Genomic DNA, 18,958 nt, shown 5'->3' on the forward strand with positions numbered 1-18,958 from the left:
AATAGTTCCTGGATGGGCTGTTAGAACCCAAAAACAGGAACTATTTCACCGCAACTGATGAGGGGATGGGTTAACGGAGCAGCCCCGCTACTTCGCCGGCTAGGGTGATGGTGCCGGCTGCTACGAAGGGCTCGTCCGCGGCCTCGAAGGCCGCGAGGGCCTCGGACACGCTGAGGTACACGCCCGCGAGCTTATCGACGTCCACCAGGGCAGCGAGCTCATCTGCCGGCAGGGCGCGATCGGAATCGGTCTGGGTCACGACCACGCGTGGGAACGCCGGAACCAGAACGTCAACGATGCCCGCCACGTCCTTGTCGGCCAGCGCAGCGCACAGCAGCGTGGGGCGATTCTCCACGCACGGATCGATCTCGTCCAGCGCGCTCACAAAGTTCTCGCAGCTCTGTGGGTTATGGCAGGCGTCGATCAGCTTGAGCGGATCAGTTCCCAGCACATCAAATCGGCCCGGCGTGGGGCAGCCCATAAGCGACGCATCGAGCTTGTCATGATCGAGCTCGCGACCCAGATACCCCTCGCACATCATAATCGCGCACGCAGCATTCTGCGGCTGATACGCCGGCTTAACCATGCTCGACGTATAAATCGCGCGCGGCGTGGTGCAGCTGAACTCCACCGTATCGCCCACATGTGCCGGTACCTTGGTCGTGGAATGGCTCACCACCAGCGGCACCACACCGCACTCGCGGCAGCGCGTATCCATTACGCGCTGAACGCTCGGCTCATGCGTGCCCTCGCCCAAAACAACCTGGCGCCCAGGCTTAATAACCGCAGCCTTCTCTCCCGCAATGGCCTCGAGCGTATCGCCCAAAATGCGTGTGTGGTCGAGCCCAATGCCCGTAATGGCGACGGCCACGGGATCGGTCGCACTCGTAGCATCCCAGCGTCCGCCCATGCCAACCTCAAGCACGGCAACATCCACCGCGGCCTCGGCAAACACGACAAGCGCGGCAGCCGTCAGCAGGTCAAACGGCGTGATGGAATAGGCGCGCTCCCCCGCCGCCACACGGTGCGCATTCACGCGGCGACCCGCCTCAACAGCGGCAGAAACGCCACGAGCAAAGGCCTCGTCGCTCACAACGCGCCCGTCAACCTCCATACGCTCGGGATAGCGCACCAGCTGCGGCGACGTATACAGCGCGGTCTTGAGCCCCTCGCCGCGAAGGATAGCAGCCGAAAAACGCGTAGTCGAAGTCTTGCCATTGGTACCGGCAACCTGGATGCAATCAAAATACTCATCCGGACGCCCAAGCTCATCGAGCATATCGACAACCGTCTCGAGCAGCGGACCAGCATCCCCAGAAATCCGCCCCGTATCAGCAGCCAGCCCAACAGCCTCATCAAACGAAAGCAGCTCAAACGAGAACGGCACAGAATACGACCCCGAACGCTTAGGCATAAACCAAAGTCCCCTCAACATAAAAAGAGGCCCGCAAGCAACAACGAGCCCCTCCCATTCAAAATATCAGCCAAACACCGCTTTGCAGCAGAATCAAGACCACAACCAAGTGGCCCTAACTAACCAGTTGCAAACAACCACGTAAACGAACTGGGAGCGGCCCGACGCTTTGCTCGATACAAGTTCCGCACGCAAAGGACAGCACTTAATGTGCTGTCCGTCTTGCGCAGGACTGTTCGCAGTAGCGAGCAAAGCGTCGGGACGCGCCCCCGAGTAAACCTTACGAGAAGTCAGCAACCTGAGCAGTCAGCGCCACCAGGATCTCCTTGAGCTCAGCTGCACGGTCCCTCTTCTTCTGGACCACCGCGGGCGCGGCCTTGGCCACAAAGCCCTCGTTGGCGAGCGTCTTCTCGCAGCCAGCGAGCTCCTTCTGAGCCGCGGCGATCTCCTTCTCCAGGCGCGCCTTCTCGGCCGAAAGATCGACCTTGCCCTCGAGTACCACGAAGACCTCGACGCCGCTATCGACCACGGCAATGCTCGCGGCAGGCTTCTCGACGTCGGTACCCATAACCAGCGAAGCCGTGTTGGCCAGCGGCTCAATCGTGGAGCGCAGGCTCTCGAGCTTCTCAATATCCTCGGCACCGGCGCGCACGACCACGTCGAGCTCGGCCTTGGGGCTCAAGCGGTAGCGCGAACGCGTGGCGCGAGCAGCGGAAACGACAGTGCGGCACAGCTCAAACGCGCGCTCGGCGGGCTCGTCGACGTACTTGGCGTAGTCGGCGGGCTCGGGCCACTTGGCGATCATGAGCGCCTCGGCGCGATCCACGTTGCCCTCGGCGTCCAGATCGAGCACGCTCGCCGGCATGTTATCCCAGATCTCCTCGGTAACGAACGGCATAAGCGGGTGCATCAGGCGAATGGAGGTATCGAGCACAAAGATCAGGTTGCGCTGCGCCTGCAGACGGCCCTCGCCCTTCAGGCGGGCCTTGGTGACCTCGACGTACCAGTCGCAGACCTCGTTCCAGAAGAACTGCTGCACGCCGCGGGCCATATCGCCAAAGGTGTACTGCTCGATGCCCTCGGTAACCATCTTGACAGCCTTGGCCAGGCGGCTGAACATCCACGCGTCGGCAGGCGTCTCCACGACGGGCTCGCCGGGCGTGTAGCCCTCCATGTTCATAAGCAGGAAGCGGCTGGCGTTCCAGATCTTGGTCACAAACGACTTGGCCTGGTCAGTGCGCGGGCTGTCGATGAGCTTCTTGGTCTTCTTGTCGATGTTCGCGTCGAACTTGACGTCCTGGTTGTTGGTGCACAGCGTGAGCAGGTTGAAGCGCATGGCGTCGGCACCGTACATACCAATGAGGTCCATGGGATCGACACCGTTGCCCTTGGACTTGGACATGCGGCTGCCGTCCTTGGCCAGGATCGTCGGGTAGATGACGACGTCCTTAAACGGTACCTCGTCCAAGAAGTACAGCGAGCTCATGACCATGCGGGCGACCCACAGCGCGATGATGTCGCGCGCGGTGACGAGCGCCGTCGTGGGGTGATGGCCCTCGAGCAGCTCCGGCTTTTGCGGCCAGCCCTGTGTGGCGAAGGTCCACAGCTGCGAGCTGAACCAGGTGTCCAGCACGTTCTCGTCCTGATGCACGTGATGACCGCCGCACTTGGGACACACATCGGTGTCCTCGGTGAGGGCGTCCTCCCAGCCGCAGTCCTCGCAGTAGAACACGGGGATGCGATGGCCCCACCACAGCTGGCGCGAGATGCACCAGTCCTTGAGGTTCTCCATCCAGGTGGTGTAGGTCTGCGTCCAGCGCGCGGGGTGGAAGGTGACCTTGCCGGAGTTGACGGCGTCGAGCGCCGGTCCCTTGAGCTTGTCGACGGCCACAAACCACTGCTCGGACAGCCAAGGCTCCAGCGCGGAGTCGCAACGGTAGCAGTGCATGACGGAGTGGTCGAGGTCCTCGACGTGATCGAGCAGGCCGTGCTCCTCAAACCACTTGATGACGGCCTCGCGGCACTCGTCGCGGTTCATGCCGGTGAACTCGCCGTAGCCCTCGACGACCACCGCGTGCTCGTCGAAGATATTGATCTGCGGCAGGTCGTGGGCCTGACCCATGGCGTAGTCGTTGGGGTCGTGGGCCGGGGTGACCTTGACAAAGCCGGAGCCAAAGTTGGCATCGACGTGCCAATCCTCAAAGATGGGGATCTCGCGGTCGACGATGGGGAGCTTGACGGTCTTACCCACAAAGGCGGCCTTCTCGGGGTCCTTCGGGGAGACGGCGACGCCCGTGTCGCCGAGCATGGTCTCGGGGCGCGTGGTAGCGACGACGATGTAGTCCTGGCCGTTGACCGGCTCGGTCAGCGGGTAGCGCAGGTGCCACAGATGGCCCTTCTCGTCCTTATACTCGGCCTCGTCGTCCGAGATGGCGGTGGTGCAGTTGGGGCACCAGTTGACGATGCGCTTGCCGCGGTAGATCAGGCCGTCGTGGTACCAGTCGCAGAACACCTTGCGCACGGCCTGGGCGTAGTCCTCGTCCATGGTGAAGCGCTCGTTATCAAAGTCGACGGAGCAGCCCATGCGCTTGATCTGCTCGACGATGATGCCGCCGTACTCGTGGGTCCAATCCCAGCAGGCGTCGACAAACTTATCGCGGCCGATCTCCAGGCGGCTGATGCCCTCGCTCTTGAGCTTCTTGTCGACCTTAGTCTGCGTGGCGATACCGGCGTGGTCGGTACCCAGCACCCAACGCGTGGACTTGCCGCGCATGCGGGCCATACGGATGATGGCGTCCTGGATGGAGTCGTCGGTGGCGTGACCCATGTGGAGCTTGCCGGTCACGTTGGGAGGCGGAATGGTGACGGTGCAGTCGCCCACGCCCTCACGGCGCTTGTAGTAGCCGCCGTCGAGCCACTTCTGCAGGATCGCCGGCTCGTTGGTCGACGGATCGTAGTTCTTGGGCATCTCTTCCATATATCTCTCCCTTGCCCGTCGGGGAGGAATGTAGGCCCGATTTTCGCTCGGTCAGGTCCTGGGCTCGCTCGAAGACCACATTAAGTGGTCTTCGACTCGTGCGGAATCTACGAAAATCGGGCCTACATTCCTCCCCTTAGGTATCGATTACTTCAGTCTGATATGACTTCGCTGAGGCTTAAACAACCACACAGAATAACACAGGTAGTTGGGGTTATTGCGTATATATAAAATAGCCTCCGACCGCGGATGGTCGGAGGCTATTTGCAAGCACGTTTTTGGCTGGTTTACCCGTAGATACGTTGAGGCTGCTCTTCGCCCTTTACGGAGGCTTCGGTCACGATGACCTTGGAAACGCCTTCCTCGCTGGGCAGGTCGAACATCGTCTGCTGGAGCACGTCCTCGCAGATGGCGCGCAGGCCGCGGGCGCCGGTCTTGCGGGCGAGCGCCATGCGGGCGATCTCGTGCAGGGCCGCGTCCTCAAACTCAAGCTCAACGTCCTCGAGCTGGAACATCTTACGGTACTGGCGCACCACGGCGTTCTTGGGCTCGGTCAGAATCGACACCAAGTCATCCTCGTCGAGCGCCTGCGTCTGGGTGACGACGGGCGTACGTCCCACAAACTCGGGAATCATGCCAAAGGCGTTGAGGTCCTGCGGGAGCACCTGACGCAGCAGGTCGTTCTCGTCGACCGAGGTGGGGCCGGCGATCTCGGAGTTAAAGCCCACGCCCTTGTTGCCCACGCGATCGGCGATGATCTTGTCCAGACCCACAAAGGCACCGCCGCAAATAAACAGGATGTTGGTCGTGTCGATCTGCAGCAGCTCCTGCTGGGGATGCTTGCGGCCGCCGGTGGGCGGAACGCTGGCCACCGTGCCCTCAAGAATCTTAAGCAGCGCCTGCTGAACGCCCTCGCCCGAAACGTCGCGGGTGATGGAGAGGTTCTCGGCCTTGCGGGCGATCTTGTCGATCTCGTCCACGTAGATAATGCCCACCTGGGCGCGCTCAATGTCGCCATCGGCGGCATTGATGAGCTTGAGCAGGATGTTCTCCACGTCCTCGCCCACATAGCCGGCCTCGGTGAGCGCGGTGGCATCGGCGATGGCAAACGGCACCTCGAGGATGCGGGCGAGCGTCTGGGCCAACAGGGTCTTACCGGTACCGGTGGGACCGAGCAGCAGGATGTTGGACTTGGCGAGCTCTACCTCGTCCATATCGTCATCGAACTGCGAGCCCATGTCGTCATCAAAGGCAGACACCGCAGCGCCGCCCTCAATCACGCGGCGATAGTGGTTGTACACGGCCACCGACATGGCGCGCTTGGCGTCCTCCTGACCCATAACATAGGCCGAAAGCTCGTCATAGATCTCGTGCGGCGTCGGCACATGCGTGATGACCTGGCGGTCGTCCTCGAGCTCAAAGCCCTCGGTCTCGGGGTCCACGGCGGGCTGGGATGCAGCCTGGCCGTGGTCGTTGAGGAAGCCCGGCAGCTTGCCGTTGCGGGCAGCGTCCATAAAGTCCGAAGCCAGCGACTCCTCCAAAATCTCGGAGCAGGCGGCGACGCACTCGTCACAGATAAAGATGTTGGTCGGGCCCTTTACGAGGCGACGGACCTGGCCCTGCTCTTTTCCGCAAAAGGAGCAGCGGATGGGGTTGCCGTTCTCGTCAAAGTTGTCCTGCATGTTACCTGCCATCCTAGGCGTCCTTCGCGGCGAGATCGCGCGAGGTAACGATACGGTCGATCAGGCCGTAGTCGAGAGCCTCGGCAGCGGTCAGGTAGTTGTCGCGCTCGGTATCGGCCTGGACCTTCTCAATGGGCTGGCCCGAGGCGTCGGACAGGATCTGGTTGAGCTCGCGACGGGTCTTCTTGATCTCCTCGGCCACAATCTCAATCTCGGTCTGCTGGCCCTGGGCACCGCCGCTGGGCTGGTGAATCATGACCTTGGAGTGCGGCAGGCAGAAGCGCTTGCCCTTGGCGCCGGCCGAAAGCAGCACGGCGGCCATGGACGCGGCCATACCGACGCAGATGGTGGAGACCTGCGGCTTGATGAAGTTCATGGTGTCCAGAATCGCCAGGCCGGAGTAGACCTCGCCGCCGGGCGAATTGATGTAGAGCGAGATATCCTTCTCGGCATCCTGGCTCTCAAGATGCAGCAGCTGGGCAACGACCAGGTTGGCACTGACGGAGTTGATTTCCTCGCCCAAAAAGATGATGCGGTCGTTGAGCAGGCGCGAATAGATATCGTAGCTGCGCTCGCCGCGCGGCGTCTGCTCGATAACGTATGGCACGAGGGCGGAATCGAACTTAGCGATCATACGCATCTCCATTTCTCTCTTGCGGACCAATAGTGGTTCTAGACAAACGTACGGTGCCCGCATGCTATGCATTGGCTGGCACCGTACGAAGCAACCGGATAACCGGCTTATAACTTTACCCCATCACGGGCGCACGCATGCGCTCGTGGGCAAGGTGGCGAGAATTACTCGGCGTCCTTGGCAGTCTCGTCGACCTCGGTCACCTTGGCGTTCTCGACCAGGTGGTCGACGGCCTTGGAGCGACGGATGGACTCGCGGACGGCGGGCATGCGGCCATCGGCGATGAACTCGGCCTTGGAAGCCTCGACGTCCTTGACGCCGGCCTTCTCGAACTCGGCGTTGATGTCGTCCTCGGTGACCTCGATCTTGAGCTCACGGGCGAGGGCGTCGAGAGCCAGGGACTCACGGGCAACGTCGTTGGCCTGCTTGTGCAGGTCACCGATGAACTGCTCCATGGTCAGGCCGGAAGCGGGCAGCCAAGTGTCCAGCGTCATGCCGCGGGCAGCGAGGTTGGACAGGAAGTTCTGGCCAAGCTCCTCAAAGACGGACTGCTCGTAGTCGGCGTCCATCTCGTCGAGCTGTAGGCGCTCGGCGAGAGCGGAGACGCAACGGTTCTCCTTCTCGGCCGGGAGGCGGGAAGCCTTATCCTGCTCGATCTCGAGCTTGATGGCGTCGCGCATAGCGTCGATGCTGTCGAAGCCAAAGTCGGACTTGACGAGCTCATCGGTGAGCTCGGGGGTGTTGCGGACCTTGATGCCCTTGACGGTGACCTCGACGGTGTGGGTCTCGGCCTCCTCGCCCTCCTCGACCTCGTCGGTCCAGGTGACGGTCTTGACGTCGTCAACGTTGGCGCCGATCAGGGCCTCGTTGAACTCCTTGGGGTTGCTGTCGCTACCGGCGATGAGCATGCGGCCCTCGGCGGCGAAGTTATCGGCGTTCTCGACGGCCTTGAGGTCGACGGTCACATAGTCGTCAGCCTCGACGGCGCGACCCTCGACGTCCTCGAAGGTGGCACGGTAGTTGAGGAGCATCTCGACCTGGTTGTTGATCTCGGACTCGGTGACCTCCGCGGGGGGCATCTCGATCTCGACGGCGTCGAAGGAGGAGAGCTCAGCGGCGGGACGCAGGGAGAACTCGACGGTGTAGGTGTAGTCCTCGTGATCCTTGGCGAGGTCGAGCTCCTTGTAGTCACCGTTCTTGGTGGGGACGATGTCCAGCTCGTTGAGGACGGCGGGCTCGTTGGCGGCGATCAGGTCGTTGGTGGCCTGAGCGAGGGTAGCCTCGGCGCCAAGAGCAGAGTCGATGACCGGACGGGGAGCCTTACCGGCACGGAAGCCCGGGAAGCGGTACTTCTTGGCGGTGTCCTTGTAGGCCTTCTTGATCGCGGCGTCGACGTCGGCGGCCGGGATGGTGACCGTAGCGGTGAGCTTGGCGTCCTTGACGTCAGAAGCGGTGATGTTCAACACGTTCCTCCTCATACTGCCCAGCTTATCTGAGGTGCTGGTACCTTTATGCAACAAGCGTCGCGAGGGCTTAAGCCGACGCGGGTGCGTTGGTGCGGGCGAAAGGACTCGAACCTTCACGGGAATCCCACCAGAACCTAAATCTGGCGCGTCTACCAATTCCGCCACGCCCGCATGAGCGCACAGATTAGGAATGATAGCAGATACGAGCGACAAGCGCACGCACACCTTTTATAGGCTCACGACCTCACCACGAGTGCAATTGGCGGGGCGAGTTGCCCCGCCCCGCCAATTACGACTTGTTCGCTGACCAGCTACTCCCCCAGCAGGGCCTTCTCGGGCGTGATGGGCAGCGAGCGCACCTGGTGGCCGGTGGCGTGCGCCACGGCCGAGGCCACGGCGGCGAGCGGCGTGTTGATGACGACCTCGCCGATCGACTTGGCACCAAACGGGCCCGTCGGCTCGTAGCTCGGCTCAAAGGCCACGCGAATGCTGCCGATATCCAGGCGCGTGGGCAGCTTGTAGCTCATAAAGTTGCCGGTGCGCAGACGACCGCGGTCGTCGTGCTCAACAATCTCGTAGAGCGCGTGACCGATACCCTGGGCAATGCCGCCCTCGGCCTGGACGCGCGCGAGCGCCTCGTTGATCACGGTGCCGCAGTCCACAGCCGCCGCGTAGTCCACCACGGTCACCTTGCCGGTGGCCTTGTCGACCTCGACCTCGGCAATGCCGGCCATAAACGGCGGAGGCGAAACGGGCAGGCAGGCAGAGGCATGCGAGGTGAGCGCGTCGCCGCCCGCGATGTTCTTGACGCACAGGTTGGCAAAGTCGCGCAGCGTGAGGTAGCGGCCGTTCTCGCGGGCGGCACGCTCGTCGGACAGACGCACGTACTGGCCATCGAAGACCACGTCGGCGGCGTCCACGTCCCACATCTGGGCAGCCTTGGCGCAAATCTTCTCACGCAGCTCGGTCGCGGCGTTCTTGGCGGCCAGGCCCGTCACGTAGGTACCGGAGCTCGCGTACGAGCCGGCGTCGAACGGCGACACGTCGGTGTCCACGCCTCGCACCACAATGAGCGAGCTTTCCACGCCCAACTCCTCGGCGGCAATCTGCGCCAGAATCGTGTCGACGCCCATGCCGTTATCGGTAGCGCCGGTGCCGATGGTAATGAAGCCATCCTCTTCCAGGCGCATGTCGATGCCGGCGATATCCACGTTGGAAATGCCCGAGCCCTGCATGGTGAGCGCGCAGCCCAGGGCGCGCACGCGGTCGCCCAGGTCGACGGCCAGCGGCTTGTCGCGCCAGCCGATCATGTCCATCGCGCGCAGCAGGCAGCGGTCGAGCGCGCAGGCGTTGAGCTTCTCGTTGTAGTACTGCGGCATGACCTCGCCCTCGCGCACAATGTTCTTAAGGCGCAGGTCGGCGGGGTCCATGTGCAGCATGTCGGCGAGCTCGTTGACGGCACTCTCCACGGCAAACTGGCCCTGGGTGGCACCGTAGCCGCGATACGCGCCGCCGCGGTTGGTGTTGGTGTAGACGGCGTCCCAGCTAAAGCGGCTCGCCTTCACGTGGTTGTAGATGGGCAGGCTCTTGTGGCCCGAAAGGCCGATCGTCGTGGTGGCGTGCTCGCCGTACGCGCCGGCGTTGGACAACGTATGCAGGTCGATGGCCGTGATGGTGCCGTCGTTCATGGCGCCCAGCTTGACGGTCATCTGCATCTGGTGGCGCGAGTTGCCCGCAGTGATGGTCTCCTCGCGGGTGTAGCAGCAATAGCTCGGACGGCCGGTCTGCTGGGTGACGAACGCCACGAAGATCTCGCAGCAGCCCGTCTGCTTGGAGCCAAAGCCGCCGCCGATGCGCGGCTTAATGACCTGTACCTGCGACTGCGGGATGTCGAGCGACTGCGCGACCATGCGGCGCACGTGGAAGGGCACCTGTGTGGAGGTGGTCACCGAGATGCGCCCGAACGCGTCGGTCGTCGCGAAGGCGCGGAAGGTCTCCATGGGCGCGGTCTGCGTGGCCTGGCTGGTGTAGGTGCGCTCAAAGACGATGTCGCTCTGGGCGAACGCCTCATCAAGATCGCCAAAATCGCTGGTACCGCTGCATACCAAGTTGCGCGGAACGTCGCCGCCCTGCGGGAACATAAAGGTCACGTCGCCCTCGGGGTGGACCACGATGTCATTATCAAGCGCCTGGGTAAAGTCGAGCAGCGGCTCCAGCACCTCATAGTCGACCTTGATGAGCTTGAGCGCCTTGTCGGCGGCCTCCTCGGTCTCGGCGGCGACGATCGCCACCTCTTCGTTTTGGTAACGCACGAGGTTCTCGAGAATCAGGCGGTCGTAGGGACTCGGCTGCGGATAGCTCTGGCCGGCGATGGTAAAGCGGCGCTTGGGCACGTCCTCGTAGGTGTATACGCCCACCACGCCGGGCACCTTCAGGGCGCGCGACGTATCGATAGAGCGAATCTTGGCGCGGGCATAGGGACTGCGCTTGAGTTTGACGATGAGCGCGCCGGCGGGCACCATATCGCCGGTGTAGACCGGACGACCCTCGAGCAGGGCCTTCGAGTCCTTCTTGGGCTGCTTGTGGGTAATCTGCTTGTAGGAGACACCGTCAGAGCTCGTGTCGTTGACGGGCAGCTCGGGCATCTCGAAGCCCACCTGCACGCCAGACTCGTTGAGGAAGCGGACGATGGCGCGCAGCTGGCTCTCGTAGCCGCTGCAGCGGCAGAGGTTGCCGGCCAGCTGGCGCGAGAGCTCCTCGCGAGTGGCAACGAGGCTTGGGTCCTCCTTGGCGGCGCGGGCAAGCGCCAGCACATTCATGATGAGGCCGGGGGCGCAAAAACCGCACTGCTCGGCGCCTTCGGCAGCCATCGCGCGGGCAAGCGCCTCAGACTCGGCCTTGAGTCCCTCGAGCGTGGTGACCGAGCGGCCCTCGACACGCGCGGCGGGAACCGAGCAGCTCAGCACCGGGTCGCCGTCGAGCCACACCGTGCACAGGCCGCAGTTGGTGGTTTCGCAGGCGCAGCGCACCGACGCGCAACCCTGCTCGCGCAGCAGCGCAAAGAGCATGGTGTCGGGGACAATCTGAACCTTGACCTTGCGACCGTTGAGCGTAAAGGAAAGATCGATGAGTTTAGCAGCCATTAGCGCACCTCGCTAGAATCGACGCCGGGCACGCGGCGGCAGGAATACTCGTCCGTGGCAAACTTAGGCACTTGCACGGTCTCGAGCTCGCGGGCAAGCGCGGCCGAAAGCTCGATGCCGGCGGCGCGACGCACAGCCTGAATCGCCAGCGGGGCCGAGATGCGGCGGCGGTAGTCGGCCGAGCCCCACAGGTTGGTGCCATAGCTCAGCGCGCGTACGGACGTGGCCAGGGAGCGCAGCTCGTCCTCGGAAGGCTGCTCGGCGGTAAGGCCACATGCCTCGCCCTGCAGCAGGGTCGCGCGCAGCGGGCGGGCACCCACGGCGACATGCCAGCTGTTGTCCCACCAGGCGGCGGTGACGTTTAAGGAGGGGAAGTCGGTCGCGGCCTTGCGCACGGCCTCGTAGCTCGCGCGGTAGTCGTGCTTGACGACCACGACGTGCTCGATCACGTCGCGCACATAGCCCATGTTCACAAACTCAGCCAGCGGCACGCGGCCGGCACCCGTCAGCTCAACATAGGAATCGAGCGCGAGAAAGGCGGAGAGAACGTCCGAGAAGCCAAAGCGGCCGTAAATGCTACCGCCCACCGTGGCGGTATTGCGCAGCTGCACGCCCACAATGTCGTGGACGGCGAACTCAAACACATTGTTGACAAGCGCGTTGAGCTCGGCATGGCGCTCGAGCTGGCGCAGGGTACACATGGCACCGATGCGAAACTCGGTCTCGGTCTCCTCGATCTGATCGAGTCCGCAGGCCGAAAGGTCAATCGCCGTCGCCACACGACGCGAGCCCAGACGCATCCAGATGCCGCCGCCCACAATCTTGTTGTTGCGGTTCTTCTGCAAGAGCTCATAGGCTTCGGCCGCGTTTCCAACACGGACGTAGGTACCGAACTTGAGCACGTTCTCCCCCATCTCTCCACTTGTCCAGTACCTCTAAGTGTACCAAACGAGGGGGCACAGCTCGTGTCGGGACAAAATGAACCGTTTTCCTCCGTCGCATGCGGATCAAAAAAGGCTCCCAGCCAAGAGGACTGGGAGCCTTCTGCGATGCTATATCGAGCGAAGATTTAGCAGACGCCCTGGGCAAGCATGGCGTCGGCGACCTTCAGGAAGCCGGCGATGTTGGCACCCATGACAAAGTTGCCCTCCTGGCCATACTCCTTGGCGGTGTCGTCCACGTTGTGGAACATGCCGCGCATGAGCTGCTCGAGCTTGCCGTCGACCTCCTCGAAGGTCCAGGACAGGTGCTCGGCGTTCTGGCTCATCTCCAGGCCGGACACGAGCACGCCGCCGGCGTTGGCAGCCTTACCGGGCATAAAGGCGACGCCGTTCTCCTGGAAGTAGGTCGTGGCCTCGATGGTCGTGGGCATGTTCGCGCCCTCGCCGACCACCTTGCAGCCGTTGGCGACGAGCGCCTGGGCGTCCTCGAGCAGCAGCGTGTTCTCGCGAGCGCAGGGCAGCGCGATGTCGCAGGGCAGCTGCCACACGCCGCGGCCGTCGCCCTCGTGCCACACGGCGTTGGGCTTCTCGTCAACGTACATGGCGAGCGTGACGCCCTTGTCGTGGCCAGAGCGCTTCTTGTTGTAGACATGCTCGAGCACGGTGTAGTCGATGCCGTCGGGATCCTCGACCCAGCCATGGGTGTCGGAGCAGGCGAGCACCTTGCCGCCGAGCTGGGCGACCTTCTGGACCGCGTAGATGGCGACGTTACCGGAGCCGTGAACGACGACATTCTTGCCCTCGAAGGAGTCGCCGCGGCTCTTGAGGTACTCGTCCACAAAGTAGACCAAGCCGTAGCCGGTGGCCTCGGTACGGGCGAGCGAACCGCCAAAGGAGAGGCCCTTGCCGGTAAGGACGCCGGTCCACTCGTTGGTCAGGCGCTTGTACTGACCGAACAGGTAGGCAACCTCGCGGCCGCCAACGCCCAGATCGCCGGCGGGAACGTCGGTGTTAGGACCGATGTGGCGATAGAGCTCGGTCATGAAGGACTGGCAGAAGTGCATGATCTCGTTGTTGGACTTGCCCTTGGGGTCAAAGTCGGAGCCACCCTTGCCGCCGCCCATGGGAAGGGTGGTCAGGCTGTTCTTGAGGATCTGCTCCAGGCCCAGGAACTTGAGCATGCCCAGGGTAACCGTCGGGTTAAAGCGCAGGCCGCCCTTGTAGGGTCCAATGGCAGAGTTGAACTCGACACGGTAACCGCGGTTGACCTGAACCTTGCCCTGGTCGTCGACCCAGGGAACACGGAACATGACGATGCGCTCGGGCGCGACGAGGCGCTCCAGCAGGGCGGCCTCCTCGTACTCGGGGTGGGCGTCGAGCGCCGGCTGGATGGTGCCGAGGATCTCGGTCGCGGCCTGGATGAACTCAGGCTGCTCGGGATAGCGGGCCTTGAGCTCGTCGAGAACTTTCTGCGTGTAGCTCATGCTTCCTCCAATTGATGGAAAAGAAAAGTATCGTTCGAGGCGCCCCATGCGCCGCGAGCTTTATCGAGTATGGATAATATCGCACTGTTGCAGCAAAGTTACGCATAAGCCGACGAGCAGATGTTTCGTTTTGATTACGATGCAGGTAGAAGCGTTTTTAAGCACCTGACGTGCAAATCGCGTGTTTCAAACCTGTTTCGTCCACGTGTTCCAAACCACCACATTGGGGACAGGCACCTTTGTGGTGGTTTTGACTCGTAATGCCACAAGAAGGCCATTCAAGCAGCGAAACCACCACAAAGGTGCCTGTCCCCAATGTGGTGGTGTTGGCGGTTAGAGGACGAGCTGATGGTAGTCGGCGGGGGTTACGCGGCCTTCGGTGGCAGCGCGAAAGGCGGCGAGCGCATCGCCCGAGAACGGCATGACCCAGCAAAGCCCACAGCCGGCGGTAATGGAGCCGGGCAAAGGCATGATGCGCCCGGGCACGCCGGCATCAAGGCACAGCTGCTCGCATTCCATCACGTCGAAGGTGCTGTCAAACGACACGATAATCTTGCGCTCGTGGTCGAGGGCATCACCGGATGGGCCTTCGCGGTGTGCCTCGCGATACGCCGCGGCGGCCGCTTCCTCTTCAGCAGTATGTCCACAGCCACCGCAGCCGCAGGTACAGGGCTCGGAGCCATCGCAAGTGCAAGGCTCTCCCGTGTCGGGGCAAATATCGTGAGACATGGCAACTCCAATCGTCTAGGCGAGTAACTCGGCCGCCGCAAACTCCTCGGGCGTATTGACGTTCTCGAAGCAGAGCGTCGAACCCGCGGACTTAACGATCTGCGGCTCATCCATATAACCAGCCTGAACGCGATTGATCAGGCAGCGAATGCGCTGGCGGTCACAGGCGAGCAACTCTTGGGCAACCGGCGCACACGCGTCACGGCGCCAGACGGCGCAAAGCGGCTCAATCCCCCGCTCCTCGCGCGGTACGCACACGTCGAGCGCCTCGGCCTCAACACGATCGGCAAGCGCGCCGATGAGCTCCGGCGAGACAAACGGCATATCGCAGGCGACGATCGCCACGAGCGGCAATCGGGCCGCGGCCAACGAGCTCGCGATGCCGCGCATGGCACCGGCGGGACCGTCGACGTCCATCACCACGCGGGGGCGCAGGCCATCAAACATAAGCTCCTCAAGGTAGGCAAGCTCGCAAGGGCGCGACGTCGTCACGACCAGCTCGCCGGCAACTGGCGCCAGTCGACCCAGCACGCGCTCGATGAGCGGCTCGCCGCAAAACGCCATGCGCGCCTTATCGCAGCCCATGCGCGACGACAACCCGCCCGCTTGAACGACACAAGAAAGATCAGCCCGTCTTACGGTAGTCATACGGCAAACCACCCCCATCGGCATGCTCAAAACCCAACACACGAAGCCAAATACCGTCGCCGATAAAGCGGGCGGCACGGCAAACCCATGCAAAAACAAAACAGCGCTTTTGCGGCACGCAGCAAGACCGCGAGCACAAAAGCGCTGGTAGCGTATGGCGGGAACGTATGTGAATCGAACACATCCAAGACGTTTTGCACGCCTCGCAACGGTTTTGAGGACCGCGGAGCCCACCGGAGCCCATCCGTTCCCAAGTGCGGCGGTATTTTACCAAACCGAAACGGCTCCATCCCAAAAAGACGAACAAGAAGTTGCGGTGGAATAGTTCCTGTATTTGCTGCCAAAGCCTCCAAATAGGAACTATTTCACCGCAACTGAGGAGGCGGGAGCGAGTGACCGGCCTAGCGCAGGGACCTCAGGCCGCCGGCGTCCTTGTCGAGCACCGTAAAGCGTACGGCATCCAGGTGCTCCAAGATGCTGATGGCACGTTTGCGCGACACACCCAGCGCCTCGCGCAGCACACTCGTGGTGGCAGCGCCACCGGCATCGGCGATAGCGGCGGCAACAAGCTCGCGCGCATGGGCCTCGGCGGCAGCAGACAGGGCAACGTCGCGCTCGACCTTCACGATCGAGCGGTTGAGCGAAAGCTCGCGAAGGGCACGCGTCATGGTGTCGCGATCGAGCTGCAACTGCTGGCCCACCTCGGGCAACGTCGGTGTATCGAGGCCGGCTTCGTCCAGCAAGGCAACGATACGTTCGCAGGCCTCGCGCACCACACGCGCCGCGGCGGCAGCGGAGTGCGGGTCGAACACCTCGGCGCCCTCGGCGGCGCATACGCCGCGCGAGCAGCCCTCGGCAATCAGAGCCGCGGCAACGTCTTCATCAGCGGCAGGCCACGCAGCATGGGCAACGGCGCCGGGCGTAAAGCCCGTCTCCTTGGGAGCCGCCGCGTGCATGGCTGACAGGGTCGCCGCCAGTGCATCCATCGCGGCGTCGAGCACCACGGCGTCCGCCAAGAGGTCTGCATCACCTACGGCAAGCTTGCGAACGGAGCCCTGCGCCACCAACCCGCGCAGTGCGGCATCGACCTCGCCGACACCAAGATCTAAAGCCTCGGCAACATCAATCGCCGTAACCGGCAGCGTCTGCAGCGCCAACCAAGCGCCCACACCGCCCGCGATATCGACGGACTCGAGCGCTGCAAGCAGCGTGCGCTCCCCCGCCGAAAGCTCTCGCGTGCGACGGCAGCGCGAAAGCAGTACACGCCCGCCGCCAATGAGCATAACGGGCGAATACGACAGCACCACGGCATGGTCTCCGGCTCGCAGCGGCAGCGGCTCCTCCAAGCGCACCTGCACGGTACGGGTCTCGCCCACCGCCATGGGGGCCTCGCCCTCCAAAAGCATGATGCGGCCGACGACCTCGGCCGTGCCGGCCATCACATGCACACGCGCGCCCGACTCGAGCACGCGCGGCTTGGCGCCCTCGCGGCCCAGGTAGGTGAACGTCATCATAAAGCGCAACGTCTGACCAAAGCGATCCGCCACGCCCAGCATCTCGCCGCGGTCAAGTGCCGCGACACCGTCACCAACTAGGTTGAGCGCCACACGCTGACCAGGCAGCGCGCGCGGCGTATCGCCATGCACCTGAATCCCGCGCACGCGACAGACCGTACGCGACGGCAAAGCCATCAGCTCGTCGCCCACCGCAACAGGCGCATCGTGTAACGTTCCCGTCACCACGGTACCGGCGCCCTTGATCGTAAAGCAGCGGTCGATGGGCAGACGCGGTGCGGCATCGGTGAGCTCGGCACGGGCACGGCAGGCACCCCAGCAAGCGGCAACCTGCTCGTCGAGCGCAGCCAGCAGATCATCGATTCCCGCGCCGGTCTTGGACGACACAGGCACCATCGGCGCGTCGGCAAACACGGTATCCGAAAGAAAATCGTCCACGTCGAGCTCGGCCAGCTCAATCATTTCGCTATCGGCCAGGTCGCACATCGTCAGCGCGACCACCATGTGTGTGACGCCCAGCAGCTCCAGCACATGCACGTGCTCGCGGGTCTGCGGCATCACGCCCTCAACGGCCGATACCACCAGCACGGCAACGTCGATGCCCGTGGCGCCCTGCACCATGGCGCGCAGGTAATGCGCGTGGCCCGGCACGTCGACCAGGCCCACGATCTTGCCACTCGGCAGCGCCAGCTCGCCAAAGCCAAGCTCCACCGTCATGCCGCGACGACGCTCGATCTCCAGACGATCGGGATTCTTGCCGGTCAGCGCCTCGATCAGTGCCGACTTACCGTGGTCAACGTGGCCCGCCGTGCCAACGATAACGGGGCATTCCACCAACGCTTCGGCCTCACTCATCAGCGCACCGCCTTGGCAACGCATGCGGCAAGCGTCGACGCCGCCGTCTCGATATCGCGGTCGCCCACAAGCGTACGGACGTCAAACAAAATGCGATCGTGCGAGGTTCGCGTGACGACCGGCGTGTCGAAGTCCTGGACAAGCGAGCGCTTGAGCGCGTCGACCGTCAGGCGCTCGTCAACAAAGCGCACGGCAACGCACATCGTCGGCAGCTCAACGGTAGGCAGCGAACCGCCGCCGGGCGTCGAGGACTCCTCGACGATTTCCACCTGCACGGCACACGGGCAGCCAGCCTTATCGAGCCCGGCGACCATACGATCGCGCAGCTTGCGGGCACGTCGTTCCAAATGGGCCTGCGGCAGCGTGAGCATGCTGAGCACCGGAATATCGCGATGGGCCACGTCGGCGCCGTCCATGTAGATGCGAAGTGTGGCCTCGAGCGCCGTGAGCGCCAACTTGCCCGGACGCAGAGCGCGCATGAGCGGATGTGCGCCGCAGGCCTGGACCAGATCGCGACGGCCCATGATAATGCCCGCCTGTGCGGCACCGAGCAGCTTATCGCCCGAGCACGACACCACATCGAGCCCCGCCGAAACCGAAGCCGGCGTGGGTTCCTCGCCGCCGCGCACCAAGATGTCATCGGGCAGCAGCGCGCCCGAACCCTGGTCCTCGTAGAACAGCAGGCCATGCTTGTGAGCAAGCGCCGCAAGCTCCCGAGAACCCACCTCCTCGTGGAAACCCTCGATGCGATAGTTAGAAGGATGGACCTTAAGGATCATCGCCGTATCGGGCGTGATGGCACGCTCGTAGTCGACCAGATGCGTGCGGTTGGTGGCCCCGACCTCGACGAGCTTGGCACCCGAGGCCTCCATGACGTCGGGGATACGGAAGCTGCCGCCGATCTCAACAAGCTCGCCACGGCTGACTATGACCTCTTTGCCCGCGGCATGGGTTGCCAGCACCAGCAGCACCGCAGCGGCGTTGTTGTTGACCACGAGCGCGTCCTCGGCACCGGTGAGCGAGCGGATCAGTTGCGCGGCGTGCTCCTTGCGCGACCCGCGCGAACAGGTGTCGACGCTGTACTCGAGCGTGCTATACCCGCGCGCAACCTCGGCCACGGCCTTTGCCGCCGACTCCGCAAGCGGGGCACGGCCCAGATTGGTATGGATGACCACACCCGTGGCGTTGACGGCGGGACGCAGGCTCGGCAGCGCGGAGCGATGCGCACGCCACTCGATGGCCGAGGCCAGCTCGCGCTTGGAACGCGGGGCGGCACCGGCGCGAATCGCGGCGCGCTCCTCGTCGAGCTCGGCCGTCACGGCAGCATGGACCACCGCGTCGCAGGTCTCCCCCGCCGCCTTCACCACCGGCCACTCGGCAAGCAGCTCGTTGACGGAAGGAATGGCGCGCAGGCGGGCGCGCACCTCATCGGACATGTTCTGGCTATCGCTCATGTGCGGCCTTTCAAAAG

At 63.4% G+C, this 18,958-nt stretch carries 12 protein-coding genes and 2 tRNA genes; all 14 read right to left on the reverse strand.

Translation table 11 applies throughout. The features are described from left to right. Positions 1-70: 70 nt before the first annotated feature. The 14 genes from DW180_RS05655 to selA all read right to left on the reverse strand — a co-directional run bounded on the left by DW180_RS05655 (position 71) and on the right by selA (position 18,941). Positions 71-1,414, reverse strand: a complete 1,344-nt coding sequence (locus DW180_RS05655) for a folylpolyglutamate synthase/dihydrofolate synthase family protein (protein WP_118237838.1) — start codon at positions 1,412-1,414, stop codon at positions 71-73. 280 nt (positions 1,415-1,694) lie between these two features. After that, entirely contained in the window at positions 1,695-4,391 is a 2,697-nt protein-coding gene (locus DW180_RS05660; protein ID WP_118237840.1) for a valine--tRNA ligase, read from the reverse strand. Between the two features lie 287 nt (positions 4,392-4,678). Then, on the reverse strand, positions 4,679-6,085 hold the full coding sequence (gene clpX / locus DW180_RS05665) for an ATP-dependent Clp protease ATP-binding subunit ClpX (protein ID WP_118237842.1): 1,407 nt from the start codon (positions 6,083-6,085) through the stop codon (positions 4,679-4,681). A 1-nt stretch (position 6,086) separates the two neighbouring features. Next, positions 6,087-6,707 (reverse strand): ATP-dependent Clp protease proteolytic subunit, encoded by a 621-nt coding sequence (locus DW180_RS05670; protein WP_022095182.1) that lies wholly within the window; start codon positions 6,705-6,707, stop codon positions 6,087-6,089. Between the two features lie 164 nt (positions 6,708-6,871). Next, on the reverse strand, positions 6,872-8,173 hold the full coding sequence (gene tig / locus DW180_RS05675; protein WP_158570943.1) for a trigger factor: 1,302 nt from the start codon (positions 8,171-8,173) through the stop codon (positions 6,872-6,874). Positions 8,174-8,260: 87 nt separating this feature from the next. Then, positions 8,261-8,344 (reverse strand) — tRNA-Leu (locus DW180_RS05680). A 140-nt stretch (positions 8,345-8,484) separates the two neighbouring features. Next, a complete protein-coding gene (locus DW180_RS05685; protein WP_118237845.1) occupies positions 8,485-11,316 on the reverse strand; it encodes a molybdopterin cofactor-binding domain-containing protein in 2,832 nt (943 codons plus the stop codon). Next, complete coding sequence (locus DW180_RS05690) at positions 11,316-12,230, reverse strand: xanthine dehydrogenase family protein subunit M (protein WP_118237847.1); 915 nt, start codon at positions 12,228-12,230, stop codon at positions 11,316-11,318. Before DW180_RS05690 ends, DW180_RS05685 begins: the two co-directional genes overlap by 1 nt. Positions 12,231-12,385: 155 nt before the next feature. Then, positions 12,386-13,741, reverse strand: a complete 1,356-nt coding sequence (gene gdhA, locus DW180_RS05695) for an NADP-specific glutamate dehydrogenase (protein ID WP_118237849.1) — start codon at positions 13,739-13,741, stop codon at positions 12,386-12,388. A gap of 333 nt (positions 13,742-14,074) precedes the next feature. After that, complete coding sequence (locus DW180_RS05700) at positions 14,075-14,470, reverse strand: DUF3343 domain-containing protein (protein ID WP_117790752.1); 396 nt, start codon at positions 14,468-14,470, stop codon at positions 14,075-14,077. 15 nt (positions 14,471-14,485) lie between these two features. Next, complete coding sequence (locus tag DW180_RS05705; RefSeq protein ID WP_117790753.1) at positions 14,486-15,142, reverse strand: molybdenum cofactor guanylyltransferase; 657 nt, start codon at positions 15,140-15,142, stop codon at positions 14,486-14,488. A 131-nt stretch (positions 15,143-15,273) separates the two neighbouring features. After that, positions 15,274-15,370, reverse strand: a tRNA-Sec gene (locus DW180_RS10240). Between the two features lie 149 nt (positions 15,371-15,519). Continuing rightward, on the reverse strand, positions 15,520-17,487 hold the full coding sequence (gene selB, locus DW180_RS05710; protein ID WP_158570945.1) for a selenocysteine-specific translation elongation factor: 1,968 nt from the start codon (positions 17,485-17,487) through the stop codon (positions 15,520-15,522). Further along, positions 17,487-18,941 (reverse strand): L-seryl-tRNA(Sec) selenium transferase, encoded by a 1,455-nt coding sequence (gene selA, locus DW180_RS05715; protein WP_199569895.1) that lies wholly within the window; start codon positions 18,939-18,941, stop codon positions 17,487-17,489. The genes selB and selA overlap by 1 nt, the downstream gene beginning before the upstream one ends. Positions 18,942-18,958 lie beyond the last annotated feature (17 nt).

It is taken from the genome of Collinsella sp. AM16-21 (assembly GCF_003471905.1).
GTDB lineage: Bacteria > Actinomycetota > Coriobacteriia > Coriobacteriales > Coriobacteriaceae > Collinsella.

Bases quoted from the DNA above. Each gene is read 5' to 3' on its own strand.
- DW180_RS05655 (WP_118237838.1), bottom strand. From the start codon at position 1,414: ATGCCTAAGCGTTCGGGGTCGTATTCTGTGCCGTTCTCGTTTGAGCTG.
- DW180_RS05660 (WP_118237840.1), bottom strand. From the start codon at position 4,391: ATGGAAGAGATGCCCAAGAACTACGATCCGTCGACCAACGAGCCGGCG.
- clpX (WP_118237842.1), bottom strand. From the start codon at position 6,085: ATGGCAGGTAACATGCAGGACAACTTTGACGAGAACGGCAACCCCATC.
- DW180_RS05670 (WP_022095182.1), bottom strand. From the start codon at position 6,707: ATGATCGCTAAGTTCGATTCCGCCCTCGTGCCATACGTTATCGAGCAG.
- DW180_RS05685 (WP_118237845.1), bottom strand. From the start codon at position 11,316: ATGGCTGCTAAACTCATCGATCTTTCCTTTACGCTCAACGGTCGCAAG.
- DW180_RS05690 (WP_118237847.1), bottom strand. From the start codon at position 12,230: ATGGGGGAGAACGTGCTCAAGTTCGGTACCTACGTCCGTGTTGGAAAC.
- gdhA (WP_118237849.1), bottom strand. From the start codon at position 13,741: ATGAGCTACACGCAGAAAGTTCTCGACGAGCTCAAGGCCCGCTATCCC.
- DW180_RS05700 (WP_117790752.1), bottom strand. From the start codon at position 14,470: ATGTCTCACGATATTTGCCCCGACACGGGAGAGCCTTGCACTTGCGAT.
- DW180_RS05705 (WP_117790753.1), bottom strand. From the start codon at position 15,142: ATGCCGATGGGGGTGGTTTGCCGTATGACTACCGTAAGACGGGCTGAT.
- selB (WP_158570945.1), bottom strand. From the start codon at position 17,487: ATGAGTGAGGCCGAAGCGTTGGTGGAATGCCCCGTTATCGTTGGCACG.
- selA (WP_199569895.1), bottom strand. From the start codon at position 18,941: ATGAGCGATAGCCAGAACATGTCCGATGAGGTGCGCGCCCGCCTGCGC.